Origin of the sequence: Caballeronia fortuita (genome assembly GCF_001544835.2) — a bacterium.
Taxonomy (GTDB): domain Bacteria; phylum Pseudomonadota; class Gammaproteobacteria; order Burkholderiales; family Burkholderiaceae; genus Caballeronia; species Caballeronia fortuita.
In genome coordinates, this window is the sequence record NZ_FCNX02000001.1 from 328,476 (window position 1) to 355,124 (window position 26,649).

General features: G+C 63.7%; 23 protein-coding genes and 1 tRNA gene. 15 read left to right on the plus strand and 9 right to left on the minus strand.

Annotated elements, in window-relative coordinates:
- The first annotated feature begins 171 nt into the window (after nt 1–171).
- Nucleotides 172–1,251 carry a transcriptional regulator GvmR gene (gene gvmR, locus AWB77_RS01520; protein ID WP_061132617.1) on the plus strand — a complete coding sequence of 360 codons (1,080 nt, stop codon included), beginning with the start codon at nt 172–174 and terminating at the stop codon, nt 1,249–1,251.
- Between the two features lie 81 nt (nt 1,252–1,332).
- Here the strand turns inward: gvmR and AWB77_RS01525 are convergent, their stop codons facing one another.
- The 3 genes from AWB77_RS01525 to dprA all read right to left on the minus strand — a co-directional run bounded on the left by AWB77_RS01525 (nt 1,333) and on the right by dprA (nt 5,803).
- Nucleotides 1,333–3,975, minus strand: coding sequence for a DNA topoisomerase III (locus AWB77_RS01525; protein ID WP_061132618.1), 2,643 nt, complete (start codon nt 3,973–3,975; stop codon nt 1,333–1,335).
- Nucleotides 3,976–4,146: 171 nt separating this feature from the next.
- Nucleotides 4,147–4,524: a thioredoxin family protein gene (locus AWB77_RS01530; RefSeq protein ID WP_061132619.1), complete on the minus strand. Its 378-nt coding sequence runs from the start codon at nt 4,522–4,524 to the stop codon at nt 4,147–4,149.
- A 73-nt stretch (nt 4,525–4,597) separates the two neighbouring features.
- Nucleotides 4,598–5,803 (minus strand): DNA-processing protein DprA, encoded by a 1,206-nt coding sequence (dprA, locus tag AWB77_RS01535; RefSeq protein ID WP_061132620.1) that lies wholly within the window; start codon nt 5,801–5,803, stop codon nt 4,598–4,600.
- 201 nt (nt 5,804–6,004) lie between these two features.
- Between dprA and def the strand changes: the two genes are divergently transcribed.
- From def to AWB77_RS01580, 9 genes are all read left to right on the plus strand, one after another.
- Nucleotides 6,005–6,508 (plus strand): peptide deformylase, encoded by a 504-nt coding sequence (gene def / locus AWB77_RS01540; RefSeq protein ID WP_061132621.1) that lies wholly within the window; start codon nt 6,005–6,007, stop codon nt 6,506–6,508.
- A 3-nt stretch (nt 6,509–6,511) separates the two neighbouring features.
- Entirely contained in the window at nt 6,512–7,480 is a 969-nt protein-coding gene (gene fmt / locus AWB77_RS01545) for a methionyl-tRNA formyltransferase (protein WP_061132622.1), read from the plus strand.
- 79 nt (nt 7,481–7,559) lie between these two features.
- Nucleotides 7,560–8,204, plus strand: coding sequence for a LysE family translocator (locus tag AWB77_RS01550; protein WP_061132623.1), 645 nt, complete (start codon nt 7,560–7,562; stop codon nt 8,202–8,204).
- Between the two features lie 131 nt (nt 8,205–8,335).
- Complete coding sequence (gene htpX, locus AWB77_RS01555) at nt 8,336–9,190, plus strand: zinc metalloprotease HtpX (RefSeq protein ID WP_061132624.1); 855 nt, start codon at nt 8,336–8,338, stop codon at nt 9,188–9,190.
- A 154-nt stretch (nt 9,191–9,344) separates the two neighbouring features.
- On the plus strand, nt 9,345–10,763 hold the full coding sequence (gene rsmB, locus AWB77_RS01560) for a 16S rRNA (cytosine(967)-C(5))-methyltransferase RsmB (protein ID WP_061132625.1): 1,419 nt from the start codon (nt 9,345–9,347) through the stop codon (nt 10,761–10,763).
- A complete protein-coding gene (locus AWB77_RS01565) occupies nt 10,760–11,356 on the plus strand; it encodes a DUF4390 domain-containing protein (protein WP_061132626.1) in 597 nt (198 codons plus the stop codon). Before rsmB ends, AWB77_RS01565 begins: the two co-directional genes overlap by 4 nt.
- Nucleotides 11,357–11,378: 22 nt before the next feature.
- Nucleotides 11,379–13,808 carry a sensor histidine kinase gene (locus AWB77_RS01570; RefSeq protein ID WP_061132627.1) on the plus strand — a complete coding sequence of 810 codons (2,430 nt, stop codon included), beginning with the start codon at nt 11,379–11,381 and terminating at the stop codon, nt 13,806–13,808.
- Entirely contained in the window at nt 13,809–14,522 is a 714-nt protein-coding gene (gene esaR / locus AWB77_RS01575) for a response regulator transcription factor EsaR (RefSeq protein WP_061132628.1), read from the plus strand.
- Between the two features lie 82 nt (nt 14,523–14,604).
- Nucleotides 14,605–14,680 (plus strand) — tRNA-Phe (locus tag AWB77_RS01580).
- Between the two features lie 109 nt (nt 14,681–14,789).
- Here the strand turns inward: AWB77_RS01580 and AWB77_RS01585 are convergent.
- Nucleotides 14,790–15,914 carry a glycosyl hydrolase gene (locus AWB77_RS01585; RefSeq protein ID WP_061132629.1) on the minus strand — a complete coding sequence of 375 codons (1,125 nt, stop codon included), beginning with the start codon at nt 15,912–15,914 and terminating at the stop codon, nt 14,790–14,792.
- Between the two features lie 636 nt (nt 15,915–16,550).
- On the opposite strand from AWB77_RS01585, the gene queC reads away from it, so the two are divergent.
- The 5 genes from queC (at nt 16,551) to AWB77_RS01610 (ending at nt 20,016) form a co-directional block, all read left to right on the plus strand.
- The gene (queC, locus tag AWB77_RS01590; RefSeq protein ID WP_061132630.1) at nt 16,551–17,285 is read left to right on the plus strand and encodes a 7-cyano-7-deazaguanine synthase QueC; all 735 of its coding nucleotides are present in this window, start codon (nt 16,551–16,553) and stop codon (nt 17,283–17,285) included.
- Between the two features lie 26 nt (nt 17,286–17,311).
- Complete coding sequence (gene queE / locus AWB77_RS01595) at nt 17,312–17,944, plus strand: 7-carboxy-7-deazaguanine synthase (protein WP_061132631.1); 633 nt, start codon at nt 17,312–17,314, stop codon at nt 17,942–17,944.
- 5 nt (nt 17,945–17,949) lie between these two features.
- On the plus strand, nt 17,950–18,396 hold the full coding sequence (gene queD / locus AWB77_RS01600; RefSeq protein ID WP_061132632.1) for a 6-carboxytetrahydropterin synthase QueD: 447 nt from the start codon (nt 17,950–17,952) through the stop codon (nt 18,394–18,396).
- 172 nt (nt 18,397–18,568) lie between these two features.
- The gene (locus AWB77_RS01605) at nt 18,569–19,351 is read left to right on the plus strand and encodes an HpcH/HpaI aldolase family protein (protein ID WP_061132633.1); all 783 of its coding nucleotides are present in this window, start codon (nt 18,569–18,571) and stop codon (nt 19,349–19,351) included.
- Nucleotides 19,348–20,016, plus strand: a complete 669-nt coding sequence (locus tag AWB77_RS01610; protein WP_061132634.1) for a tetratricopeptide repeat protein — start codon at nt 19,348–19,350, stop codon at nt 20,014–20,016. Before AWB77_RS01605 ends, AWB77_RS01610 begins: the two co-directional genes overlap by 4 nt.
- Nucleotides 20,017–20,067: 51 nt before the next feature.
- On the opposite strand, the gene rodA is transcribed toward AWB77_RS01610, so the two are convergent.
- From rodA to AWB77_RS01635, 5 genes are all read right to left on the minus strand, one after another.
- Nucleotides 20,068–21,216, minus strand: a complete 1,149-nt coding sequence (rodA, locus tag AWB77_RS01615) for a rod shape-determining protein RodA (protein ID WP_061132635.1) — start codon at nt 21,214–21,216, stop codon at nt 20,068–20,070.
- Nucleotides 21,217–21,238: 22 nt separating this feature from the next.
- The gene (mrdA, locus tag AWB77_RS01620; protein ID WP_061132636.1) at nt 21,239–23,512 is read right to left on the minus strand and encodes a penicillin-binding protein 2; all 2,274 of its coding nucleotides are present in this window, start codon (nt 23,510–23,512) and stop codon (nt 21,239–21,241) included.
- Between the two features lie 90 nt (nt 23,513–23,602).
- Nucleotides 23,603–24,115, minus strand: a complete 513-nt coding sequence (gene mreD / locus AWB77_RS01625) for a rod shape-determining protein MreD (protein WP_061132637.1) — start codon at nt 24,113–24,115, stop codon at nt 23,603–23,605.
- Nucleotides 24,112–25,233 carry a rod shape-determining protein MreC gene (gene mreC / locus AWB77_RS01630; protein WP_061132638.1) on the minus strand — a complete coding sequence of 374 codons (1,122 nt, stop codon included), beginning with the start codon at nt 25,231–25,233 and terminating at the stop codon, nt 24,112–24,114. The genes mreD and mreC overlap by 4 nt, the downstream gene beginning before the upstream one ends.
- A gap of 199 nt (nt 25,234–25,432) precedes the next feature.
- Nucleotides 25,433–26,476: a rod shape-determining protein gene (locus tag AWB77_RS01635; RefSeq protein WP_004189550.1), complete on the minus strand. Its 1,044-nt coding sequence runs from the start codon at nt 26,474–26,476 to the stop codon at nt 25,433–25,435.
- Nucleotides 26,477–26,649: the final 173 nt, after the last annotated feature.

The window sequence follows — 26,649 nt, forward strand, 5'->3', positions numbered from 1 at the left end:
GTGCGAATCGCAACAATCGGTGATCTTTCACCTGCGTAAGTCGCCTAACTGCCAGATTTTTTTCGACTTTCCGGTGCTTCCCGGCAACTTCTGCACGAAACCGCCGGTCCTAGGATAATCCTGAATTGCTTTGCAGCAGAATTCGAGCCGTCTAGCGGCAGGAGTTGTCTTATGGATCATTTGCAGTCGATGAGAGTGTTCGTCCGCGTCGCGGATCTCGGGAGTTTCGCCCGGGCCGCAAGCGCGATGGACATCTCCAATGCGGTAGCCACGCGCCACGTCGCGGACCTCGAAGGCCGCCTCGGCACGCGCTTGCTCAACCGCACGACGCGCAGCCTATCGCTGACCGAGTCCGGCCAGGTTTATCTGGAGCGGGCGCGGCAAATTCTCGACGAACTGGAAGACGTCGAACAGATGGTGGTTGCGCGCAATCACGAACCGCTCGGTTCGCTTCGGATCGTCGCGCCTGTCGTGTTCGGTCTGCATAATCTCGCGCCCGTGTTACAGACGTATGCACAGCGCTATCCGAAAGTCGTGCCGGACGTGACGCTTGTCGATCGTCAGGTCGATCTGGTCGAGGAAGGTTTCGATGTCGGCATCGTGATCGCGCGCCAGGTCAAGAGCGCGAGCGTCGTCACGCGGCGTCTGACGACGGGTTGCATGACCGTCTGCGCGACGCCCGCGTATCTCGAAACCCACGGCACGCCGACGCGTCCCGAGCACCTGCTCGAGCATCCGTGCCTGAGCTTGCCGTCGGAGTATTGGGGCGACGAGCGCGTGTTCACCGGACCGGACGGCGAAGTGCGCGTGCGTCCGCAGAACGTGATCATCGCGAACAATACCGAAATGCTGCGGCAGTTCGCGCTGCTCGGCATGGGTATCGCGATTCTGCCGAGTTACCTGATCGGCAACGATACGACGCGCGGCCAGCTCGTGCGCCTGCTCGGCGATTATCAATTGCCGCAGGTCGAAATCAACGTCGCGTATCCGAGCCGCCGTCACCTGCCGGCGAAGGTGCGGACGTTCATCGACCATCTCGTTGAGCATTTCAGCCAGACGCCGAATCATCAACTCGGCGAGCAATGGATTCGCAACGGACGCGGCCGGCCCGACACGCATCCGCACTACGAGCACGCCGACGAACCGGCGACGCCGCCGCCGCGTTCGCGCGCGATCGACGGCGAGCTGGCACCGAAGCTGTCAAAGCCGTCGCGCACGCGAGGGCGTCAGCCGGCCGCTTCGCCTTTCTGAAGGGCTCGCGCGCGTCGCAAATAAAAAACCCCTGCGAAGCGATTCGCAGGGGTTTTTCTTTGCAGCGATCCGAACGGACGATCAGCTTGTCTTCTTCGCCGCGGCTTTCTTCGCGGCGGCCTTCTTGGCAGGCGCCTTCTTCGCGGCAGTTTTCGCCGACGTGGTCTTGGCGGCCACGGCGACATCGCTGTCGCCGTTGTCGTCGCCATCGGCCTGGGCTTCCGCCGCCGCGCCGCGCTTCGCCGCGGTTTTCGCGCCCGGTTTCGCTTCCTTCTTCTCGAACTCGAAGCCGATCTTGCCGTCAGGCTGCTTCACGAGAAACGCCTTGAAGTTGCGTCCCGTGCGCGACGACTTGAAGTTCGTCAGCAGATCGGTGCGGCCTTCGTTCAACAGCTTTGCCATCTGATCGCGCGTGATTTCCTGTTGAAGAATCACCTTGCCCGAACGGAAATCGCAGGTCTTCGGATTCGACACCGAGTTTTCGCACACATAGCTCATGCCGTGCTCGAACACGCGCGAGTGGCATTTCGGGCACGCGCCGACGGGCGTCTGATCAGAGAAGTCGGGCGGTTCACCGTCTTCGCCGCCGCTGTCCTGGCCGAAATCGAACTCGAGCTTGTAGTTCTTGATTTCATCGTCGAAGGCGAGCTTGAGAATCGCCGAGAACGGACGGCCCATTTTGCTGCGGAAACCCGACAGCGGCCCGATGGTTTTCTCGCGCAGCAATTCCTCGACTTCCGGAATCTCGAACTGACGTCCGCCGGGAATCTTCGAGATCGAGAACTCGCACTTCGTGCATGCGAACCGCCGATAGTTTTCCTTCACCTGCGCGCCGCAGTTCGGGCACGGTGTTTCGAGCGTCGCGTAATCGCCGGGAATCGTGTCGGAGTCGTACTCCTTCGCGCGTTTGACGATGGTCTGCGTCATGCGCGCGATTTCCTGCATGAACGCATCGCGATGCAGGTTGCCGCGCTCCATCTGCGACAGCTTGTGTTCCCACTGTCCGGTCAATTCCGGCGCGGTCAGTTCCTCGACGCCAAGGCCGCGCAGCAAGGTCATCAATTGAAATGCCTTGGCAGTCGGAATCAGTTCGCGGCCTTCGCGCACCATGTACTTCTCGCCGAGCAGACCTTCGATGATCGCCGCGCGCGTCGCCGGCGTGCCGAGACCCTTTGCGGCCATCGCGTCGCGCAGTTCTTCGTCTTCGACGAGCTTGCCCGCGCCTTCCATCGCCGAGAGCAGCGACGCTTCGTTGTAGCGCGCGGGCGGCTTGGTCACGAGACCGTGCGCGGCGACTTTTTCGACATCGACCTTCTCGTCCTTCTGCACCGGCACGAGATTGCCTTCCTCGCCCGCGGCTTCGCGGCCGTAGACCTGCAGCCAGCCCGGCTCGACGAGCACTTTGCCTTCCGTCTTAAAGTGATGCCCCGAGACTTCCGTGATGCGCGTCGTCACGAGATATTCGGCCGCCGGGAAGAACACCGACAGGAAGCGCTTCACGACGAGGTCGTAAAGTTTCTGCTCGGGCTCGGACAGCGCCTTGGGCGCTTGCAGCGTCGGGATGATGGCGAAGTGATCGCTGATCTTCGAATTGTCGAAGATGCGCTTGTTCGGCTTCACCCAGCCCTTGTCGAGCACCTGCTTCGCGAACGGCAGATAGTTGTTGCTCTCCTTGAGCATGGTCATCGTGTCTTTGACCGTGTTCAGGTAGTCCTCGGGGAGCGCGCGCGCGTCGGTACGCGGATACGTCAGCACCTTGTGCTTTTCGTACAACGCCTGAGCGAGGCCGAGCGTGTTCTTCGCCGAGAAGCCGAAGCGGCCGTTGGCTTCGCGCTGCAAACTGGTCAGATCGAACAGCAGCGGCGACATCTGCGTCGACGGCTTCGATTCTTCCGTCACGGTACCGGTCTTGCCACGGCACGCCGCGACGACCGTTTCCGCCGCCGCGAGACTCCACAGGCGCGAATCACGCTGCTCGGGATCGTTCTCGACGCGCTTGAACTTGGGATCGAACCAGCGGCCTTCGTACATGCCCTTCGCGGCGATGAACTCGGCGCGCACTTCCCAGTAATCGCGCGGCACGAACCGGCGAATCTTCTCTTCACGTTCGACGACGATCGACAACGTTGGCGTCTGCACGCGGCCGACGGTCGTCAGGAAGAAACCGCCGCCCTTGCTGTTGAACGCGGTCATCGCGCGCGTGCCGTTGATGCCGACGAGCCAGTCGGCTTCGGAACGGCAGCGCGCGGCATCGGCGAGCGGCTGCATGTCGGCGTCGCTGCGCAGGTTCGCGAACCCTTCGCGGATCGCGGCGGGCGTCATCGATTGCAGCCACAGGCGCTGGACCGGCTGCTTCGCCTTCGCGTGCTGCGCGATCAGACGGAAGATCAATTCGCCCTCACGCCCCGCGTCACATGCGTTGATGAGGCGGTCGATATCTTTTCGCTTCATGAGCTTCGTCAGCACCTTGAGGCGCGACTCGCTTTTCGCGATCGGATTGAGGTCGAAATGCGGCGGAATCACCGGCAGATTGGCGAAGCTCCATTTGCCGCGCTTGACGTCGTACTCCTCGGGCGCCGCGATCTCGAGCAGATGGCCGACCGCGGACGAGAGCACGTAGTCGTCGCTCTCGTAGTACTCGTCATGCTTGGTGAAGCCGCCCAGCGCACGCGCGATGTCGTTCGCGACGGAAGGCTTCTCAGCGATGATCAGGGCTTTGGACATGACTCAAAAAGGTTGGTAACTGGCAGCGGCCCGGTTTGGACTGCTTTAACGACCGCTTTATAGCACACGCTTTGCGCGGCGGGCGTCGAACCGCGATTCCGGAGGTTTCGGTATCCGGTCCGCGAAGCGTGTTGCGAGAGACGCGAAACGTGCGTTTCGCGGGCGTCGCAATCAGGCCGCAGCGAGCGCGGGGCGGAGTTTCGGCGCACCGACCATGCCCGGCAGCGCGGTCAGATCGGTAAGCATCCGGTCGACGATGGACGCCTGCGGCAGCACCGTGCCGAAAAACCGCGTCGTGATCGCGTCCTCGATCAGGATCGTAGGAAAATTTTCGACGTCGAGGTCGTCAAAACGGTCGGCGTGATTCTCGATATCGATCCAGGCGAAGCAGATGTCCGGATGCGCGTCCGCCAGCTTGTCGAACCCTTCGCGGTATTCGCGGCACGTGCCGCACCACTCGGCGCACAGACAGGCGACGAACAGCGTGCCGGGCACGGCAATGCGTTCCGCGATGCGCTCGGCATCGGTATCGAGATTCAGCGCGGACATGGCGGGTGCGTGTTCCTTATTGGTATCGACTGCGGGGACGGCTTATTTTTCGCGAATGTAGCACGATGCGCGCTCACGAGCGCTCCACCGCCGTGTAGCGGCCACCGGCGAGCGCCGCCACCCGGCCCGACAGTTCGAGCTCCAGCAGCGCGCCCTGCAACACCGCGCTGTCGAGATCGGTGCGCGTCGCGAGAATTTCAAGCGTGGACGGTGCGTGGCCGAGCGCGGCGAGCACGCGGCTGGCGTCGTCGCTGATCGGCGCGTCGTGCAATGTCGCCGATGCCCACGACGCGCTCGCCGGACGCGGCCTCGCGCGTTTCGCCGCCGCCGCGCGCGCCGTTGCCGGCGAAAAGCCGAACTCTTCGAGCACGTCCTCCGGCGTTTCGACGAGCTTCGCGCCCTGCTTGATCAGCCGATGACAACCTTGCGAAAGCGGCGCGTGAATCGAGCCGGGAATCGCGAAAACGTCGCGCCCCATTTCGTTGGCGAGCCGCGCGGTGATGAGCGATCCGGAGCGCATCGCAGCCTCGACGATCAGCACGCCGCCCGACAATCCCGCGATCAGCCGGTTGCGCTGCGGGAAGTTGGCCGAGCGCGCGGGCGTGCCGAGCGGCCATTCGGAGAGCAGCGCGCCGTCGCGGGCAATCTCGTGAGCGAGCGTGTGATGCGCGGCGGGATAGACGAGATCGGCGCCGGTGCCGATCACCGATACCGTGCCCGTCGCGCCCTCCAGCGCGCCGCGATGCGCGGAGGCATCGATGCCGAGCGCAGGCCCCGACACGACCGCGAGCCCCGCATCGGACAGCACGCGTGCGAAGCGGCGCGCGTCTTCCAGGCCTTGCGGCGTGGCATGACGGCTCCCGACGATGGCCACCGCCCGCGTCTGCAACAGATCGAGCCGGCCTTTCGCGTACAGCAGCGGCGGCGGATCGGGCATCGTCAGCAGCGCCTGCGGATAGGCCGCGTCGGCGAGTGTCAGGACGTGATTGCCGGCGTCAGACGCCCACGCGAGCGCCGCTTCAATATAGTGTTCGAAGGGAACGCCTTCGATATCGCCGGGCGGCGCGAGCACGGCTTCGGCCGCGCGCGCATCGACGGTTTCGGCGAGCGATGCAAAACTCTCCGACAACACTTCGAGCGGACCGCCGAACGCACCGAGCAGCGTGCGCAGCGCGAGCGGCCGCAGCCCCTTCGCGTGCGCGAGCCGCAGCCAGGCGCGCAGTTCGTCGGCATCGAATATGGAGGCGGTTTCCTCGGTCGGCAGGTCGGCGGTCGTCATGTTAAGATTTTTGATCCGGAACAGATAAAGAAAGGTCGCGCAGGCTTTCTGCAAAGCCTGAAGCGACGCCCATCGGCCGCTTGCCGGCGGCGTTGAATCCAGTGGATTCACCCGCATATCTTCGGCATGCCGCCCCTTTACCCGCAACCTGGCCGAATGGCCGATTCACACGCGTCGCGGCGCGCGTAGACAATCCGAATCATGGCTCTGCTCAAGATACTCAACTACCCGGACAAGCGGCTGAACAGGGTGGCGAAACCCGTCGCCGTGGTCGACGACCGCATCCGCAAGCTCGTCGCCGACATGGCCGAAACGATGTACGCCGCGCCGGGCGTCGGCCTCGCCGCGACCCAGGTGGACGTGCACGAGCGCGTGATCGTGATCGACGTCTCCGACGCGCACGACCAACTGATGGTTTTCATCAACCCCGAGCTCGTCTGGACGAGCGAGCAGAAGAAGGAGTGGGAAGAGGGCTGTCTTTCGGTGCCGGGCATCTACGATTTCGTCGAGCGGCCCGACAAGGTGCGCGTGAAGGCGCTGAACGAGAAGGGCGAAACCTTCGAGATCGATTGCGAAGGGCTGCTCGCGGTGTGTATCCAGCACGAAATGGATCATCTGGCGGGCCACGTTTTCGTGGAATATCTGTCGACGCTGAAGCAGACGCGCATCCGCGGCAAGATGAAAAAGCTGGAAAAGGCGCTGTAACCGATGACTCAATCGCTGCGCGTGGTGTTCGCGGGAACGCCGGAATTCGCTGCCGCGGCGCTCGCGGCCATTCACGCAGCCGGTTTTTCCGTGCCGCTGGTTCTGACGCAGCCCGACCGGCCCGCCGGACGCGGCATGAAGCTGACCGCGAGCCCGGTCAAGCGCTTCGCCGTCGAGCACGGTTTGAAAGTCGCGCAGCCTACGTCGCTGCGCCGCGCGGGCAAGTATCCGCAGGAAGCGGCGGAAGCCATCGACCTGCTGAAGGCCACGCCGCACGACGTGATGGTCGTCGCCGCTTACGGCCTGATTCTTCCGCAGGAAGTGCTCGATATCCCGCCGCACGGCGCGATCAACATTCACGCGTCGCTGCTGCCGCGCTGGCGTGGCGCCGCGCCGATTCATCGCGCGATCGAAGCGGGCGACGCCGAAACCGGCATCACGCTGATGCAGATGGACGCCGGCCTCGACACCGGCGCGATGATCCGTGAAGCGCGCACGCCCATTCTCCCCGACGACACGACCGCCACGCTGCACGACCGCCTCGCGCAGATGGGCGCGAAACTGATCGTCGCGGCGCTGCGCGATCTCGAACGCGATGGCGCGCTGCCGTCCACGGCGCAGCCGGAAGAAGGCACGACCTACGCCGAAAAGATCGCGAAGAACGAAGCCACGCTGGACTGGCGTCGTCCGGCTGAAGAATTGGCGCGTCAGATCCGCGCGTTCGATCCGTTCCCCGGCGCCTCCGGCACGCTGGATAATGGCGCGATCAAAATCTGGTCCGCGCAACCGGTCGACGGTTCGGGCGAGCCTGGCACCATCGCCGATGTTTCGCCCGACGGCATCGTCGTGGTGTGCGGTTCGGGCGCACTGAGGCTCACGCAGTTGCAGAAGCCGGGCGGCAAACGCCTGCCCGCGCGCGAATTCCTGGCAGGCGCACCGCTCGCGAAAGGCCAGCGTTTCACGCTTCCATAACGGACGCCCGGGGACGCCCGGGAAGGCACCGCGCTAAAATAAAAACGTCGTCGATACGCGTGCCTGTCTGGAGTTTCCGATGCTCGGCATTACCGGTTTCACCTTCTTTCTCATCGCCGTTTTTCTGCTCAACGTCACGCCCGGCCCCGATACGGCTTACCTCGTCGGGCGCAGTGTCGCGCAGGGACGCGGCGCGGGCATCGTGTCGGCGCTCGGCATTTCGGCGGGCTGCATCGTGCATACGCTCGCGTGCGCGTTCGGATTGACGGCGATTCTCGCAGCATCGACGACGGCATTCACCGTCATCAAGATCGCCGGCGCGATCTATCTGATTTATCTCGGCGTGCGCCTGATCTTCGCGAAGCACGACGAAGCCGAAAGCGCGCGTGTCGAACCGAACGACAAATCCACGCCCAAATCGCTCGGCCAGCTTTTCGCGCAAGGTTTCGTCACGAACGTCCTGAATCCGAAGGTCGTGCTGTTCTTCGTCTCGTTCTTCCCGCAATTCGTCGCCGCCGACAGCCCGCACAAGACGCTCGCATTTCTCACGCTCGGCGTCGTGTTCATCGCGATGAGCACGGTCTGGAACAGCTTCGTCGCGTGGATCGCGGGCAGCGTCACGGCGCGTTTCGCGGGCAAGTCGGGCGTGAAGAAGTGGCTGGATCGCGGTGTGGGCGGCGCGTTCGTCGGGCTCGGCATCAAGCTCGCGACGACGCATCGTTAAATAGCGTTGTCATCGATTGAATTATTGCGGCGCGCCCCTATCTAACATTTTGCTTACAATTGTCGTCCCGGTCGGGTGGCCGGGGCAACCGCGCGATACGCGCACTGCATTTGAGGAGAGGAGCTCCGGACATGTTCAACTGGGTCAAAACCGCGATGCTGATGGCTGCGATCACGGCCCTCTTCGTCGTGATCGGCGGGATGATCGGCGGATCGAAGGGCATGATGCTCGCGCTGATCGTCGCGCTCGGCATGAATTTCTTTTCGTACTGGTTCTCGGACAAGATGGTTCTGCGCATGTACAACGCGCAGGAAGTCGACGAAACCACCGCCCCGCAGTTTTATCGCATGGTGCGCGAGCTCGCCACGCGCGCGCAGTTGCCGATGCCGCGCGTCTATCTGATCAACGAAGACGCGCCGAACGCGTTCGCGACGGGCCGCAACCCCGAGCACGCGGCGGTCGCGGCGACCACGGGCATTCTGCGGGTGCTGTCCGAGCGCGAAATGCGCGGCGTGATGGCGCACGAGCTGGCACACGTGAAGCATCGCGACATCCTGATCTCGACGATCTCCGCGACGATGGCCGGCGCGATCTCCGCACTCGCCAACTTCGCGATGTTCTTCGGTGGACGCGACGACGAAGGCCGCCCTTCGAACCCGATCGCGAGTATTCTCGTGGCGATTCTCGCGCCGATCGCGGGCGCGCTGATTCAGATGGCGATTTCTCGCGCACGCGAATTCGAAGCCGATCGCGGCGGCGCGGAAATTTCCGGCGATCCGCAAGCGCTCGCGAGCGCGCTCGAGAAGATTCACGCCTACGCGACCGGCGTGCCGTTCCCGGCCGCCGAGCAGCATCCGGCGACCGCGCAGATGATGATCATGAATCCGCTGTCGGGAGGCGGCATCGCTAATCTATTCTCGACGCACCCGGCGACCGAAGAGCGCGTCGCGCGTCTGATGGAAATGGCGCGAACCGGCCGCTTCTAAAAGCCGAAACGTCATCGAGAAAGGCCGCTCCGGTTTCGCCGGAGCGGCCTTTTTCTTTGTTCACGGCGGCCCGTCCGGACGCGCATTCCCCGCACGTTACAATTCCCCGTTCGCGCGAACTCTGCGCGTCGCCGTTGACCGTTACCGTTTCGCCATGACCGACAAGCCTTCCCGCCGGCCCGCCGCCGCGCATTCCCGCCTGAGCGCGCTGCACCTCGCGCCCGATTCGCTCGCGTTCGCGCTCGACTGCGCGGCGCAAGCCGTGGGCGCGGTGCGCGCGGGATCGGCGTTGCCGGCGGCGTTGCAGACGGTCGTCGCTTCGGCGAAGCACGCGACGGCGCGCGGGGCGGTGCAGGACATCGCGTATCGCGCGATGCGCCGTCTCGCCCTCGCCGATGCGCTGCTGCACAAGCTCGTGAAGAAAGCGCCGCCGCCGCACGTGGCCAATGTGCTCGTGTGCGCGTTCACGCTGTTGACCGACGACGAAGCGCACGCCGCGTATGCGCCGTTCACTGTCGTCGATCAGGCCGTAGGCGCGATCGCCGCGCGCCGCGAATTCGCGTTCGCGAAGGGGCTGGTGAACGCGGTGCTGCGCAGCTTCCTGCGCGAGCGCGAGACGCTCATCGAGGCGGCGCGCGAGAACGAAGTCGCGCGCTGGAATTATCCGCAATGGTGGATCGACGCCGTGAAGCGCGGCCAGCCGGACGCGTGGGAGCGCATCCTCGAAGCGGGCAACGCGCAAGGTCCGCTCACGCTGCGCGTGAACGCGCGCCACGCGAGCGTCGGCGAATATCTCGCGCGCCTGAAAGACGCACACATCGATGCCGAAGCGGCCGGCCTGCACGCGGTGCGCCTGAAAACGCCGATGCCCGTCGACCGCATTCCGGGCTTCGACGAAGGCGTCGTGTCGGTGCAGGACGCCGGCGCGCAACTCGCCGCGCAACTGCTCGACGTGAAGGACGGCATGCGCGTGCTCGACGCCTGCGCCGCGCCGGGCGGCAAGACCGGGCACATTCTCGAGCTCGCGAACGTCGAACTGGTTGCGCTCGAAAGCGATGCGGAGCGCTCGGGCCGCATCGGACAGAATCTGCGGCGCCTGAAGCTCGACGCGCAAATCAGGGTGGGCGATGCGGGCGACCCCGCGCAATGGTCCGACGGCGCGCCGTTCGATCGCATTCTCGCGGACGTGCCGTGCTCGGCGTCGGGCATCGTGCGGCGTCATCCGGACATCCGCTGGCTACGGCGCGCGTCCGATATCGATGCGCTCGTCGCCGAGCAGCGGCGCATCGTGGACGCGCTGTGGCCGCTCGTCGCGAAGGGCGGCGAACTGCTCTACGTGACGTGTTCCATCTTTCCCGAGGAGGGCGAGGCGCAGGCACGCTGGTTTGGAAGCGCGCATGAAGATGCGGTACGATTGGACGCGCCGGGGCAATTGTTGCCGACAGCGGCGCGCAGAAGCGCGGGCGCGGCGCACGGTTCACCGGACGGTACAAATCTCGCGAGCCCGGATCGGGACGCGGAACACATCGCGGACCACGACGGATTTTTCTACGCGCGCTTTCAGAAACGGTGACGATCAAACGCTTCTTTCCGCTTCGGCTCGCGGCCGTCATCTGGACTGCGCTGACGCTCTGGCTGACGCTCGCCGCGGCCGATCCCGCGTTTGCCGAGACGATCGCCGTGCAGCGCGCGTCGCTGCAAGCGGACAACGCCGGCTGGAGTCTCGACGCGCACTTCGACTTCGACCTGAACAACAGTCTCGAAGATGCCGTGAACCGGAGCGTGCCGCTCTACTTCACGATCGACTTCAATCTGTCCCGGCCGCGCTGGTACTGGTTCGATGAAGAGCCGGTCAACGTGTCGCAGAGCATCCGCCTTTCTTATCAGCCGCTCACGAACGAATATCGCGTTTCGACGGGCGGACTGCAGTTGCGTTTCGCATCGCTGAACGAGGCGCTCGCGGTCATCAAGCACGTGACCTCGTGGCATGTCATCGACCGGAACCAGGTGCATGGCGGAGAAACGTATACCGCATCGGTGCGCATGCAGCTCGACATCGCGTTGATGCCCAAGCCGTTCCAGATCGACGCGGTGAATAATCGCGACTGGAACCTTTCCTCGGATTGGAAGCGTTTTACTTTTACGGCGGCAGAACGTGCGAAATAGATTTCGACGCGGCCGCACTGACATGAAGAGTTTCGTCGTTCGCTTGCTGGTCTCCACGGTGGCGCTCACGGCAGTCCTGCTGCTCGTGATGCTCGCGCTCGCCAGCGCCAACACCGAGTTCTTCGACCGTTACTACGGCTGGCTCTACGCGGCGAACGTCGCGGTGGCGATCGTGTTCATGCTGATCGTCGTCAGTCTGTTCATCATCATCGTGTCGAGGGTGCGGCAAGGGCGCTTCGGCACGCGGCTGCTCGCGAAGCTCGCGTTCATCTTCGCGCTCGTCGGCGTCGTGCCGGGCGCGATCATCTATGTCGTGTCCTATCAGTTCGTGTCGCGCAGCATCGAATCGTGGTTCGACGTGAATGTGGAAACCGCGCTCACTTCGGGTCTCACGCTCGGGCGCGGCATGCTGGAAACCTCGCTCGCCGATTTCAAGAATCGCGGTCGGCAGATGAGCGATCAGCTCGCAAGCGCCGATCCGTCGAGTCTCACGTTGTCGCTTCTGCGCCTGCGCGATCAATACGGCGTGCAGGACGCCGTCGTGTTCGAGCGTCCGCGCGACCAGTACAACCGCGAGGATCTCGCCTCGAACAACAGTTCGCAGCGCGTGTCGGGATTGCGCACGGTCGCGCAGGCATCGGGCAATTACTACGCGCTCCTGCCGACCAACGAGCCGACCGGCGCGATGCTGCGCGAGGCGCAGGATCATCCGTACGGCGCGATCGAAGGCGAGATCGACGGCGATCCGAAATCGAACGGACCGAAAGGCGCACTGCGATTGCGCGTGCTCACCAAGATTCCCGATCCGACCACTACCACGGAATTTCAGCACGTCGATCGCTTCCTGCAGATCGAGCAGCCGGTCAGTCAGGAACTCGCGCGCAATGCCGACGCCGTGCAGCGGGCGTATCGCGAGTATCAGGAGAAGCGGCTCGGGCGCACGGGCTTGCGCAAGATGTATATCGGCACGCTGACGCTCGCGCTGTTCCTCGCAACCTTCATCGCCATGATGCTCGCGCTCGCGCTCGGCAATCAGCTCGCGCGGCCGCTGTTCCTGCTCGCGCAAGGCACGAAGGAAGTGGCCGAAGGCGACTACACGCCCAAGCGCGAGATCAATTCGCGCGATGAACTCGGCTTCCTCACGCAGTCCTTCAACGCGATGACGCGCCAGCTTTCGGAGGCGCGCGCGGCGGTCGAGAACAACCGCATCGCGCTGGAGCATTCGAAGGCGTACCTCGAAAGCATTCTCGCGAACCTCACGGCGGGCGTGTTCGTGTTCGACCGGCAATTCCGTCTGTCCACGGCGAATCGCGGCGCGGAACGCATCTTCCGGCAGCCGTTCGCTGCGCTGCTCAATCAGCCGCTCGACCGGATCGACGTGCTTTCCGAATTCGGCGCGATGGTGAGAAAGGCGTTCGCCGAACGCGATGCCGCCGCGGTCGGAAGCGATCATCCCGTCGGCGATCGCGGTCACTGGCAGCAGCAGGTCGCGGTCACGGTGCCGGGCGAAAGCGATCCGCTCACGCTGCTCGTGCGCGGCACGCAGTTGCTGAGCGTGACCGAGAGCGACACCGACGACGCCGAAACGACTGGTTACGTCGTCGTGTTCGACGATATCTCGGATGTGATTTCCGCGCAGCGTTCGGTCGCGTGGGGCGAAGTCGCGCGGCGTCTCGCGCACGAGATCAAGAATCCGCTCACGCCCATTCAGCTATCCGCCGAACGCCTGCAGATGAAGCTCGCCGACAAGCTCGCGCCGCCGGACGCGGACGTATTGAAGCGCGCGTCGACGACCATCGTGAACCAGGTTCAGGCGATGAAGCAGATGGTCGACGATTTCCGCGAATACGCGCGCACGCCGCCCGCGGTGCTCGGCAATCTGCAACTGAACGAACTCGTCGCGGAAGTGCTGACGTTGTACGGCATCGAAGACGGCAAGACGCCGATCAAGGTCGATCTCGCGAAGCTGCCGGTGATACGCGGCGATGCAACGCAGATTCGCCAGGTCATCCACAACCTGCTGCAGAACGCGCAGGACGCGGTGGCCGAAGTCGCGGAACCGCGCGTGCTCCTCGAAACGAGGACAGTAGAATATGGCGAGCCCGATGCATCGGGTCATGCGCGTGTCGCGGTTCGTCTGACGGTGTCGGATAACGGCTCGGGCTTTCCGGCGCGCATTCTTTCGCGTGCTTTCGAGCCTTACGTGACGACGAAAGCGAAAGGCACGGGCCTGGGACTTGCAACCGTGAAGAAGATCGTCGACGAGCACGGCGCGCGCATCGACATACGCAACCGATCGAAGACCGCGGATGTGATCGAAGGCGCGCAGATATCGATTCTGTTTCTACAACTCGCGGACGACACCGCAGCGCCCGGCGCGACGCCGGCGGCGGCCGGTGGGTCGGCGAAGCATGGAACGGCAAAAGCAACAGTGCAGACAAGGGCAGCGTAAATGGCAACCATCCTGGTGGTAGACGATGAAATGGGGATCCGGGAACTGCTCTCCGAGATCCTGAGCGACGAAGGCCATGTTGTGGATGTGGCGGAGAACGCGCAGCACGCGCGCGACTACCGTCTACAGCAAACGCCCGATCTCGTTTTGCTCGACATCTGGATGCCCGACACCGACGGCGTGACCCTGCTCAAGGAATGGGCCGCGCAGGGCAAGCTGACGATGCCGGTCATCATGATGTCGGGGCACGCGACCATCGACACGGCTGTCGAGGCGACGAAGATCGGCGCGCTCAACTTTCTCGAAAAGCCGATCGCGCTACAGAAGCTGCTGAAGGCTGTCGAGCAGGGACTCGCGCACGGCACAGCGGCCGCGCCCGTGACGGCGGCGGCGAAGCCGCCTTCGAGCGCGAGCGCATCGGGCGTGCCGGTTGCGGCGGCGCTTCCGACGGCATTGGCACTCAACGCATCGAGCGATGCGGCGGCGGGCGGCGCGACGCAGAATCACGCAGGGCAGACGGCGTCCATCTCGTTCGATATCCCGTTGCGCGACGCACGCGATGCCTTCGAGCGCGCGTACTTCGAGTATCACCTCGCGCGGGAAAACGGCAGCATGACGCGCGTCGCGGAAAAGACCGGGCTCGAGCGAACGCATCTGTATCGCAAGCTGAAGCAACTGGGCGTCGATCTCGGGAAGAACAAGAGCGAAGTTTGAACGCGGCCCGGACATTTGCACAAAAATGTGCGGAGGGGCTTGAGGGGCGCGATAGTCTCTGCTATAGTTTCACCTCTTCGTTGGCCCGGTAGCTCAGTTGGTAGAGCAGCGGATTGAAAATCCGCGTGTCGGTGGTTCGATTCCGCCCCAGGCCACCAGAATGCAAGAAGCCCGAGAGTGTTATCGCTCTCGGGCTTTTTCATTTGCAGCATGAAAATACGCGCGGTTCGTGCAAGCGTATCGCGCGTTTTTTCTGGCTATCGTGGCTTATCTCGGATTGGCCGCGACGAAGTTCTTGAACGCGGTGTACGCTGCCTTCTGCGTCTTGCCGTCGTTCTTGAGGAGACCGTAGGCGCCTTCGCCGCCGGCGGGATCGTCGTACAGCTGGTACGTCTGGATCGCCTGAATGTTGTACTTCGACGCCACCGCGACGAACTCCGCCATCATCTTGTTGCCGACGAGATAAGACGCGATCTGTTGATCCGAGCCCATCCACGGACGCACGCCGTATTCGTTGATCCAGATCGGCTTGCCAAACTGCTGCAACGTCCCGAGCACGTCATGGCAACCGGTGCCGCCGCACGCGTTCGTGATGTCGCCCATGTCCGAGTACCAGTGCCACGCGGTGACGTCCCAGTTCACGACCGGGTGGCCGGTCGTGCCGTCCGGCTGCGAGCCATTCGCGAGCATCTGATCGAGCGCGTAGTGCATCCAGGTGCCGCCGCCCATGATGATCTTGCCGTTCGTATCGATCGACTTCACGCCTGCGATCATCCCGCGAATCACGCCGCGCGCGATCTGGAATTTGGCGTTGTCGAATTGCTGCGGATAGACGCCGTCGACGTTGTTGTAGATCGTGATCGCGTCGAGTTCGTTCGACACTTCGTAGTACGGGTACTTGTACGCGCTCGCCGTCCAGACGCCGAGTTGATAACCGGCGTTATACGCATCGGCTTCGCTGTTGAAGTCAATGCTCATCAGCATCACGGGATACACGGTCACGCCGCCTGCCGCCATTGTCTTCGCGATACCGGCGAGCTTGTTCGCGGATCCCTGGCTATACACCTCGTTTCGATACAGCTTCACGCCGAGATCCTTCAACTGCGAAAGCTGCAGCGCCGGGCTGGAGATGTCGTAGGCGCCGCCTTCGTTGTTGTGGCCGTTCGCGCCGTAAAAGATCGTGCTGGCGGGCGGCGTGGTGGCCGCTGCAGCGGCGGCGGTTACCTTGCGGCTTGCCGCGGCTGCCGTCGATGCCGTGTCGAGCGCGTCGTTGCCGCCACCCCCGCAGGCGGCCATCAACAGGCTGGTTGCGACCGCAATGGCGATCAGGCTGGTCTTCGGTGCGCGTAACGCATCGGTGACGCGGAGGTTGGTCTGGATATATTTTTTCATTGTTTGCACTACTAATCGGATGATGTGTGTCGGTGAATTAGGTACGGTCTCCGGAGCGCCGCGAACAAAAGGGCGGATTGGAAGCGGACCTGCGGTCCCGCGTAACCCTGCGGGAGGGTTTGAAGTCAGGAAACTTCGATCTACGAAGTAACGAAGGTGCTGTTCGCTTGTTGCCTGAGTTGGACTCGTCGAAACGCAAAAAGTAAAAAATACCGCTTATGTAACAGCCAACCGTGTTTTGTTACATGTATATCGGCGGGCGTTGATGCGGATTTAGAGCGCAGGACAGTCTTGCCGATTTATTTCTTCTGATGATGGCAATAAATACCTTATTACCGCTTGGCGGGCGCCAGCCCGGCGGATATTTACGCTCCATGTTAAAATTCGCGTCGAATTAAGGACTTGCCTCGTCCTCGGACCCGCAAGTCCTTTTCTTTTCGGCGCTCCGAATCGCTTCTCCGCCTGAAATTCCGCTATCGGCGGCATAAAAGGCGTGCGCGTCCGGGCGAAGGCCGCCGGCCTATACTGGACTCGCGGGCATCGCGCCCGCGCCGCTCGTCGCGAGAAGTCCGGTCACCCCGACTGCCTGTGCGGCGTGCGACGCCCATCACATTCACGGAGTACGGAGTTTTCACGGTGACTCGGATAGACGCTAAAGACAGCGCGCTCGTGCTGTTTTCCGGCGGCCAGGACTCGGCCACTTGCCTCGCCTGGGCGCTCGAACGTTACAAGACGGTAGAGACGCTCGGCTTCGACTATGGACAACGCCATCGCGTCGAACTCGAATGCCGTGACGGCTTTCGCAACGCGATCGTGCGCGAGTTTCCGCAGTGGGCCGGGCGTCTCGGCGAAGATCACATGATCGATCTGTCCGTGCTCGGCGCGATCAGCGACACCGCGATGACGCGCGAAATCGAGATTCAGGCGACCGCAAACGGCCTGCCGAACACGTTCGTACCGGGCCGCAATCTGCTGTTCATGACGATTGCTGCGGCAGTGGCGTATCGGCGCGGACTGAAGGTGCTGGTCGGCGGCATGTGCGAGACGGATTTCTCCGGCTATCCGGATTGCCGCGACGACACGATGAAAGCGCTGCAAGTCGCGCTCAACCTCGGCATGGAAACGCGCTACGCGCTTGAAACGCCGCTGATGTGGCTCGACAAGGCCGATACGTGGCGGCTCGCCGAAACGCTCGGCGGCGACGCGCTCGTCGAACTGGTTCGCATCGAGACGCACACGTGCTATGTCGGCGAGCGCGCGGAACTGCACGATTGGGGCTTCGGTTGCGGCCAGTGTCCGGCATGCAAGCTGCGCAAACGCGGCTACGAGGCGTATCGCGCGGGCGAGCAGGTCGATACCGCGCCGGTTTGATTTTTTATAAGGTTCACAGAGCAGTCATGACGTACGCGGTAAAGGAAATTTTCTACACGTTGCAGGGCGAAGGCGCCAATGCCGGGCGCCCGGCCGTGTTCTGCCGTTTCGCGGGCTGCAATCTGTGGTCCGGACGCGAGGAAGATCGCGCGGACGCGGTCTGCCAGTTTTGCGACACCGATTTCGTCGGCACCGATGGCGAGAACGGCGGCAAGTACAGGACGCCGGCGGAACTCGTCGCGAAGATCGCGTCGCTGTGGCCGCAAGGCGAGGCGCACAAGTTCGTCGTGTGCACGGGCGGCGAGCCGATGCTGCAGATCGACCAGCCTTTCGTCGATGCGCTGCATGAAGTCGGTTTCGAAATGGCCATCGAAACGAACGGATCGCTGCCGGTGCTCGAGAGCATCGACTGGATTTGCGTGAGCCCGAAAGCCGATGCGCCGCTCGTCGTGACGAAAGGCAACGAGCTGAAGGTCGTGGTGCCGCAGGACAACCAGCGTCTTGCCGAGTACGAAAAGCTCGACTTCGACTATTTCCTCGTGCAGCCGATGGACAACGCATCGCGCGACATCAACACGAAGCTCGCGATCGACTGGTGCAAGCGCCATCCGAAGTGGCGCCTGTCGATGCAGACGCATAAATACCTGAACATCCCCTGAACGCCGTGCAGACGATTACCCGAAAACTCGAATTCGATGCGGGCCACCGCATCCCCGATCACCGCAGCCAGTGTCGGAATCTGCACGGGCATCGCTACGTGCTCGAAATTACGCTGCAAGGCGATCTCGTCGACGTGGAAGGCGCGCCCGACCGCGGCATGGTGATGGACTTCGCCGACGTGAAAGCACTCGCGATGGAGCATCTCGTCAACAAATGGGACCACGCGTTCATCGTCTACGAAGGCGATGCCAAAGTGCGCGAGTTTCTGCAGACGCTGTCGGATCACAAGACCGTCGTGCTGGATCGCATTCCGACGGTCGAAAATCTCGCCGCCGTCGCGTTCAACATTCTCGCGGAAGTCTACGACGCCCATTACGGCGTCAATCTCAAGCTCAAGCGCGTGCGTCTCTACGAAACGCCGAACTGCTGGGCCGACGTCGAGCGCGGCTGATTCACGCGCGCGGCCGGAGCGCCTCCGGCGCGCGTGCTTTTGTCACGGTATGATCGTCCGATGAGTCGCCCGCCCTCCGAGGCGACGAGACACGGAGCGCACGCATGCCGGCACTTCTCCCGTTCTTCCAATGGCCGCGCGCCGTTGTCCTTCTTCGCGAAGGAGACGCGCGATGAGCACCTTCACCAATCCCCTCAAGCAGCGCCTTTCGGAACCGGGCACGTTGTTCGGCCTGTGGCTGTCGCTCGGCAGCGCCGATGCCGCCGAAGCGCTCGCGCACGCGGGCTTCGACTGGCTGTGCATCGACATGGAGCACTCGCCGAACGATAGCGCCGACGTCGTCGCCCAGTTGCGCGCGATCGCCGCCGCGCATCTGCCGAGCGAGCCGATCGTGCGTGTGCCCGCCAACGAAGGCTGGCTCGTCAAGCGCGCGCTCGACGCGGGCGCGCGCACGTTGATGTTTCCGAACGTGCAATCGGCGGAGGAGGCGGCGCGCATCGTGCGGCTCACCCAATATCCGACCGAAGCGGCGCTGCACGGGTTGCGCGGCGTCGCGGGCGCGGTGCGCGCGGCGGCGTACGGCATGCGGCGCGACTACATGTCGAACGCGAATGCGCAGATCGCGACCATCGTGCAGATCGAATCGGCGGCGGCGCTCGAAGCCGTCGACGAAATCGCCGCGACGCCGGGCGTCGATTGCCTGTTCATCGGACCGGCGGATCTGGCCGCGAGCCTCGGACATCTCGGCGATGGCAAACATCCGGACGTGCAGGCGGCGATCGCCAAGATCGTCGATGCGGCGAATCGCGCGGGCATCGCGAGCGGCATCTTCGCCCTCGATGCCGCAAGCGCGAAGCAATACGCGCAGGCGGGCATCAAGCTCGTCGCGATCGGCGCGGATGTGATGTGGCTGTTGAAGGCGACGCGTCAGGCGTTGCAGGAGGCGAGATCATGAAACCGGTCGCCGCTGCGATCATCGCGCTGGCGCTCGCCGGGGCGGCCCGCGCCGACAATACGCCGAAGCCGACCGACATCGCGACGCAAAACGCCGTCGCCGACTACAACGCCGGCAATTTCACAGCGGCGCGCTCGGAGTTCCGGCGCGCGGCGCAGAAGGGCAGCCGCCTCGCCGAATTCAATTACGCGATGATGCTGCTCAACGGCGAAGGCGGCCCGGCGGACGTGCCGGAAGGCAAGAAATGGCTGCGCCGCGCCGCCGACGCCAACATGACTCACGCGCAATACGTGTACGGCAAGATGTACGACGATGGAGAGTTCGTCGACAAAGACCCGGCAGAGGCGCATCGCTGGTTCCTGCGCGCGGCGAATCAGGGCCACGTGCAGGCCGAGCTCGCGCTCGCCAACCAGTTCCTCGACGGACGCGGCACCGCGCGCGACAACACGCAGGCGTTCGCCTGGTACAAGAAGGCTGCGGAAGGCGGAGACATGACCGCGCAGTACGTCGCGGGATCGTTCTATGAGCGCGGCGGCGATGGCGTCGAACGCAATCTGAACGTCGCGCGTGCTTATTACGCGGCGGCGGCCGCACAGGGCGATCCGGCGGCCAAGCTCAAGTATCTGCAGCTGAGCACCGAGCTGGAGCAGCAGAAGCCGCAGTGATGGCGGGCGTCGAATGAAAAAGCCACGGCTCCTTTATCGAAGAAAAGCGGGCTAGCTTTGCATCAAACGCTTCTGCCGCGCGACGCTCATGATGAGCCCGACCGCGACGCCGAGCGTCGTCAAGGCGGTGCCGCCGTAACTCATGAACGGCAGCGGCACGCCGACCACCGGCAGAATCCCGCTGACCATCCCGATATTGACGAACGCGTAAGTAAAGAATGCGAGCGTGAGCGATCCGGCCAATAATCGCCCGAAGAAGGTTGCGCCGTTCGCCGCGATGAACAGCCCGCGCGCGATCAGCGCCATATAGAGAAAGAGCAGCACGAGACCGCCCGCGAGCCCGAATTCCTCGGAGAACACGGCAAAGATGAAGTCCGTGTGTTTCTCGGGGATGAATTCGAGGTGCGCCTGCGTGCCCTTCAGCCAGCCCTTGCCGAGCGTGCCGCCCGAGCCGATCGCGATCACGGCCTGAATCGTGTGGAAGCCTTTGCCGAGCGGATCGGACGTCGGATCGAGCAGGGTGCAGATGCGGTGCTTCTGATAGTCGTGCATCATCGGCCAGACGACTTCGGGCTGGCAGATCTTGTCCTGGAACGTCGCGATGCCCGCCACCGCGATCACGGCCGCGACCAGCACCGGCACGATCAGCTTGAAACTCAGTCCGGCGAAATAGATGACGAACATGCCCGCTGCGAACACGAGAACGGCGGTGCCGAGGTCGGGTTGCTTCGCGATCAAGCCGACGGGCAGCATCAGAATGATCAGGCCGACGATGTAATCCCACCAGCGGATGTTGCTCTCGCGCTTCTGGTAGTACCAAGCGAGCATCAGCGGCATCGCGATCTTCATGATTTCCGAGGGCTGGATCACCACGCCGACATTGAGCCAGCGTTTCGCGCCCTTGCGCGTGAGGCCGAACGCGGCGACGGCGATCAGCAACGCGACGCCCACGGTATAGAGCGGCACCGCGAAGCGCATCAGCATTTGCGGCGGAATGTTGGCGAGCACCCACATCAGGCCGAAGGTCAGCATGATGTTGCGCAACTGGTCTTCGACACGCCCCGGCATGTCGAGACTCGCGCTATAGAGCGTCACGATTCCGACGCACAGCAGCAGGAACACGATCAGCGCGAGCGGCTTGTCGAAGCCCGCGAACATGCGCTTGGCGCGGTCCAGCAGCTCGCGCCTGTCTAGTTGCATGTGTATTTGCATGGCGTTTCCTTTACTCGTCGATGCCGCCGGACGGCGCGACAACGCGCACACCGTCGTTTTCGTTGCCGCGCACCATCGTGGGCGTCGGCTCGGCGGGACGTTTCTTCGGCTCGGGCGCGCGGCGGGGCGCGGACGCGGGCAGCGCCGCGGCAGGCGCCGCCGAGGCCGCGCGCGGCGTCTGCGCTTTCGGCGCGGAAGCGGCAAGCGCGGGCGCCGACGCCGCCTTCGCGACAGCGGGATTCGACGCCGCCTGCGGTGAAAACGCCGGCGACGAATTCGCGACCGACGCCGGCAGCGCGACGGACGCGGGCGATTGCGTGCCGCCGATCATTGGCAGGCCGGCATCGGTCGTCGCCGATGCCGCTGCCGCGACAGCCGCCGCTTCCGCGCCCGGCTTGAGACGATCGATCAGATAGTAGTCGAGCACCTTGCGCGCGATCGGACCGGCGGATTCCGCGCCCCAGCCGCCGTTTTCGACGATCAGCGCCAGCGCGATCTTCGGCTGTTCCGCCGGCGCGAACGCGATGAAGAGTGCGTGATCGCGCAAATGCTCCGCGAGCGCGTGGCCCTTGTAGTTCGCGCCCTGCAGCGAATACACCTGCGCCGTGCCGGTCTTGCCGGCGGCCAGGTAAGGCGCGCCCGCGAACACTTTCGCCGCCGTGCCGTTGGTGACGACGCCTTCCATCGCGCGCTTGATGAAATCCACGTCCTTCTGTTGCACGGCGATCTTGTCGCTCGGATCGCGCACGACGGCGCGCGTCGCCTTCGAGATCGGATTCTCGATATCGCGCACGAGGTGCGGCTTCATCACGACGCCATTGTTCGCGAGCGTCGCCGTGGCGTGCGCGAGTTGCAGGATCGTGAACGAGTTGTAGCCCTGCCCGATTCCCAGGCTGATCGTCTCGCCCTCGTACCAGCGCTGCTGCTCGGGTTTGCGGTACGCCTTGCGCTTCCATTCCGTCGACGGAAGAATGCCCTTCGCCTCGCCCGCGATATCGATGCCGGTAATCTGGCCGAAACCCCACGGCTTCATGAAACCGGCCATCGCGTTCACGCCGAGATCGCGCGCGAGCATGTAGAAGTATGTGTCGTTCGACACGACGATCGCGCGGTTCATGTCGACCCAGCCCTGACCCGAGCGCACGTCGTTGCGGAACGTGTGGCCGCCGAACGTGAAGTAGCCGGGATCCTGAAAGCCCCAGCCCGGCGTGCGCTTGTGCAGCGTCAGCGCGGCGAGCGCCATGAACGGCTTGTAGGTCGAGCCCGGCGGATACGTGCCGTGCAGCGGACGGTTCAAGAGCGGGTGATCCGGCGAATTGTTGAGCGCGTCCCACGTTTGCTGGTCGATGCCGTCGACGAACGAATTCGGATCGAAACTCGGCGCGGAGACGAACGCGAGCACGTCGCCCGTCGATGGTTCGATCGCGACGAGCGCGCCGCGCTTGCCCGCGAACGCCTGCTCGGCTACCTGCTGCAGCCCGATGTCCAGCGACAACTGAAGATTGTTGCCCGGCGTCGCCTGCGTGCGCGACATCGTGCGAACCGGACGGCCGCCCGCTGTCACTTCCACTTCCTCGAAACCGGTCAAGCCGTGCAGTTCGGTTTCGTAGCTCTGCTCGACACCGATCTTGCCGACGTAATCCGTGCCCTTGTAGTTGTTGGCGTCGAGGCGTGGATCGTAGTGATCGGAGCTTTCGTCGTTGGCGTCGCTTGCGTCGTCGATGCGCTCCTGATCGCGCTGCGAGATACGCCCGATATAACCGATGACGTGCGCGGCGGTCGTACCGAGCGGATATTGGCGGAACAGCCGCGCACGCACTTCGACGCCCGGAAAGCGGAAACGCTGCGCGGTGAATTTCGCGACTTCCTCGTCGGTGAGACGCGTGCGGATCGGCAGACTTTCGAAATTCTTCGAGTCTTCGAGCAGCTTCTTGAAACGGCGGCGGTCGCGGGCGTCGATCGGAATGACTTGCGACAGTTCGTCAATGGTTTCGTCGAGTGTGCCATTGATCTTCGAGCGCGTGATTTCGAGCGTGTAGGCGGAGTAGTTCTTCGCCAGCACGATGCCATTGCGATCGGTGATGATGCCGCGATTCGGCACGATCGGCGCAACCGAAATGCGGTTTTCGTTGGCCTGCAATGAGTATTTGCTGAAATGCCAGACCTGCAAATACAGAAAGCGCAGTCCGATCAGCCCGAAGCAGACGAACACGAACAGTCCCGCCGCCGCGACGCGCAGGCGGAACTTCGACAACTGTTGCTCGGTGTTCTTTATTTCGGTCATGCAGCTTTCGCGGTTTGCTCGCGATTCAAGTGTAGTTCGCGCGCGGCGGTTTATCCGGTCGCCCGGCGCCGCGCGTCAGGACTCGGGACGTCAGATCGGGCGCGTGTCGTCCGGGTCGGCGGCGCGGCGTTGCGGCATCAGCAGCAGAAAGCTCGCGATCGGCCAGAGCAGCGCTTCGACGAATCCGTTGACCAGATAACTCCAGCCGGGGAATGCCGCGCCCGTCATCAGCCGGATGATGAACGGCACGAGATGCGCGCCCACGAGCAGCGGCGCGACGACGAACATCTGCACGGGCAGCGCCATCCACAGCACGCGGCGGTGAATGGTGATCGCGCCGTACGAAAGAAGCGTGTAAGCCAGCGCGTGCTCGCCGAGCAGGTTGGCGTTGTGCACGTCCATCAGGATGCCGAGGATGAACGCGATGCCCATACCGACCTTGCGCGGCTGATGCACGTTCCAGAACAGCAGCACGAGCGCGACGAAATCCGGCACGCCGACGAGCCGTCCCCACGGCATCAGGTTCAGCAGAAACGCAGCGGCCAGACTGAACGTGATGAAGTACGGGTTGACCGGTTGCAGGATGTATTGCGGACGATTCATCGCGCGGCTCCCGATGATGCTGGCTTGGGCGCATGCGCCTTCTTCGACGGCTTCGCCGCGCCCGATGCCGCTTTCGGCGCGGCCGCTTTCTCGGAGGGTTTCTCTTCCGGTTTCGCTGACGCGGCCGGTGCTGCCGCTGCCGGCGCGGAACCCGGCGCCGGAGCCGATGCGCCGCTCGCGCCCGCTGCGGCCGCCGCCTTCGGCGCGGCCTTCTTCTTGCCCTTGTTTTCCTTCGCTTCCTTGGCGGCCGCGGCCGCTTCGACTTCGATCGGATTCGGCGGCACGTTGACGTTATAGTGCAGCACGAGCAACTGTCGGGTGCCGCGCACCGCCGCGACCGGCAGACAGACGACGCGCGCGAATGCCGTGTCCGCCTGCTTGTCGACGCGCAGCACCTTCGCGACCGGCAAACCCGGCGGATAAATGCCGTCGAGGCCGCTCGTCACGAGTTCGTCGCCTGCTTGCACGTCGGCGCTGATGGGCACGAAGCGCAGATCGAGCGTGTCGCCCTTTGGCGTGCCGTAGATCACGCTGCGCAAGCCGGTGCGCGCGATCTGCACGGGCACCGCCTGGTCTTTATCCGTAAGCAGCGTGACTTCGGACTGCAGCGGGAACACGCGCGTCACCTGCCCGATCACGCCGTCTTCGGTGACGACCGGCGCGCCTTCCTGGATGCTTTGCTGCGAACCCTTGCCGATGACGACTTTCTGCGTGAACGGATCGCGCGTGTCGTACTGGATTTCGGCGGGCGTTTCGGCGGTCGTCGCGCGCGATTGCAGATTGAGCAGCGCGCGCAAATGCGCGTTCTCGATGGCGAGTTGCGCCGCATCGCCGGCTTTGACGGAGAGTTCGAGATTCTTGTCGGCGAGCTTCGCGTTTTCGCTGCGCAAGGTTGCGCTCGTTACGGCGAGATCCGCCGCGCCCATGAAGATGTCGCGCGGCACGAGCGCCGCGCGCTGCAACGGATAGAGCCCCGCGCCCAGCATTCCGCGAACGATTTCGAGCGTGCTGTAGCGAGCGTCCGAAACCAGCAACGCGATGGCGAGCACCACGAAGAAGATCAGACGCGCGAGCGCGGAAGGGCCTTGCTTGAAAAGGGGCGGCGGACTGTATTCCATGGTCGGCGCCGAGGGCGTGAACGGATGGATCGATGCTGCAGGTTGCTTCGCCGGGGGCGAAACCTGCCCTACGCTGTTCCAACAACGGCCCGGACGATTGCCGGGCCGTGCGCGCGTCGCGTTACGCGGATGCTTTTAGCTGCCGTGCCGAAGACCGTTTCGCTCATGGAAAACCGAGCGAAGGACTTCGACAGGAAGATCACTCGTACGAGAAGATGCTGCCGAGCTTGTCCATGCGTTCGAGCGCCATGCCCGAGCCACGCACCACACAAGTCAGCGGATCTTCAGCGACGAGCACCGGCAGGCCGGTCTCTTCCGCGAGCAGGCGATCGAGGTCGCGCAGAAGCGCGCCGCCGCCCGTAAGCATCATGCCGCGTTCGGCGATGTCCGCACCGAGTTCCGGCGGCGTCTGTTCGAGCGCGATCTTCACCGACGACACGATCTGGTTCAGCGGATCCGTCAACGCTTCGAGAATTTCGTTGCTCGAAATGGTGAAGCTGCGCGGAATGCCTTCGGACAGGTTGCGGCCCTTGACTTCCATTTCCTTCACTTCGGAGCCGGGGAACGCCGAGCCGATTTCCTTCTTGATGGCTTCGGCGGTCTGCTCGCCGATCAGCATGCCGTAGTTGCGGCGGATGTAGTTGACGATGGCTTCGTCGAACTTGTCGCCGCCTACGCGCACCGAGCCCTTGTACACGATGCCGCCCAGCGAGATGACGCCGACTTCCGTCGTGCCGCCGCCGATGTCGACGACCATCGAGCCCGTTGCTTCCGAAACGGGCAGGCCGGCGCCGATTGCGGCAGCCATCGGCTCTTCGATCAGATAGACCTGCGACGCGCCCGCGCCGTGTGCCGCTTCCTTGATCGCGCGGCGTTCGACCTGCGTCGAACCGCACGGCACGCAGATGATGATGCGCGGCGACGGCGAAAACATGCGGGATTCGTGAGCGGTCTTGATGAACTGCTTGATCATCTGCTCGGTGACGGTGAAGTCGGCGATCACGCCGTCCTTCATCGGGCGGATGGCCTCGATGTTGCCCGGCACTTTGCCGAGCATCTGCTTGGCTTCCTTGCCGACCGCCTGAATGGTCTTCTTGCCGTTGGGGCCGCCTTCCTGGCGAATCGAAACGACCGAGGGTTCGTCGAGGACGATGCCCTTGCCGCGCATGTAGATCAGCGTGTTGGCGGTGCCGAGGTCAATCGCCAGGTCGTTGGAGAAATAGCTGCGCAAAAAACCGAACATTCAAAAATCCTGTCTCGCTGGGTGGCCGTTCGTCGCGAGGAGCGCCGGGGACGGCAGCGGAAAAAATAACGGTTTGCGGTGGCGGCGAACGCTCGCCGCGAAGTGCAAATCCGGGAAGAAATCTACCGCAGAATGGAACGCCGCACGCAAACGTTTCTCGCAATTGACTGATT

Excerpts from the sequence above, each read along its gene's own strand:
- gvmR (WP_061132617.1), top strand. The coding sequence starts at position 172 with ATGGATCATTTGCAGTCGATGAGAGTGTTCGTCCGCGTCGCGGATCTC.
- AWB77_RS01525 (WP_061132618.1), bottom strand. The coding sequence starts at position 3,975 with ATGTCCAAAGCCCTGATCATCGCTGAGAAGCCTTCCGTCGCGAACGAC.
- AWB77_RS01530 (WP_061132619.1), bottom strand. The coding sequence starts at position 4,524 with ATGTCCGCGCTGAATCTCGATACCGATGCCGAGCGCATCGCGGAACGC.
- dprA (WP_061132620.1), bottom strand. The coding sequence starts at position 5,803 with ATGACGACCGCCGACCTGCCGACCGAGGAAACCGCCTCCATATTCGAT.
- def (WP_061132621.1), top strand. The coding sequence starts at position 6,005 with ATGGCTCTGCTCAAGATACTCAACTACCCGGACAAGCGGCTGAACAGG.
- fmt (WP_061132622.1), top strand. The coding sequence starts at position 6,512 with ATGACTCAATCGCTGCGCGTGGTGTTCGCGGGAACGCCGGAATTCGCT.
- AWB77_RS01550 (WP_061132623.1), top strand. The coding sequence starts at position 7,560 with ATGCTCGGCATTACCGGTTTCACCTTCTTTCTCATCGCCGTTTTTCTG.
- htpX (WP_061132624.1), top strand. The coding sequence starts at position 8,336 with ATGTTCAACTGGGTCAAAACCGCGATGCTGATGGCTGCGATCACGGCC.
- rsmB (WP_061132625.1), top strand. The coding sequence starts at position 9,345 with ATGACCGACAAGCCTTCCCGCCGGCCCGCCGCCGCGCATTCCCGCCTG.
- AWB77_RS01570 (WP_061132627.1), top strand. The coding sequence starts at position 11,379 with ATGAAGAGTTTCGTCGTTCGCTTGCTGGTCTCCACGGTGGCGCTCACG.
- esaR (WP_061132628.1), top strand. The coding sequence starts at position 13,809 with ATGGCAACCATCCTGGTGGTAGACGATGAAATGGGGATCCGGGAACTG.
- AWB77_RS01585 (WP_061132629.1), bottom strand. The coding sequence starts at position 15,914 with ATGAAAAAATATATCCAGACCAACCTCCGCGTCACCGATGCGTTACGC.
- queE (WP_061132631.1), top strand. The coding sequence starts at position 17,312 with ATGACGTACGCGGTAAAGGAAATTTTCTACACGTTGCAGGGCGAAGGC.
- AWB77_RS01605 (WP_061132633.1), top strand. The coding sequence starts at position 18,569 with ATGAGCACCTTCACCAATCCCCTCAAGCAGCGCCTTTCGGAACCGGGC.
- AWB77_RS01610 (WP_061132634.1), top strand. The coding sequence starts at position 19,348 with ATGAAACCGGTCGCCGCTGCGATCATCGCGCTGGCGCTCGCCGGGGCG.
- rodA (WP_061132635.1), bottom strand. The coding sequence starts at position 21,216 with ATGCAACTAGACAGGCGCGAGCTGCTGGACCGCGCCAAGCGCATGTTC.
- mrdA (WP_061132636.1), bottom strand. The coding sequence starts at position 23,512 with ATGACCGAAATAAAGAACACCGAGCAACAGTTGTCGAAGTTCCGCCTG.
- mreD (WP_061132637.1), bottom strand. The coding sequence starts at position 24,115 with ATGAATCGTCCGCAATACATCCTGCAACCGGTCAACCCGTACTTCATC.
- mreC (WP_061132638.1), bottom strand. The coding sequence starts at position 25,233 with ATGGAATACAGTCCGCCGCCCCTTTTCAAGCAAGGCCCTTCCGCGCTC.
- AWB77_RS01635 (WP_004189550.1), bottom strand. The coding sequence starts at position 26,476 with ATGTTCGGTTTTTTGCGCAGCTATTTCTCCAACGACCTGGCGATTGAC.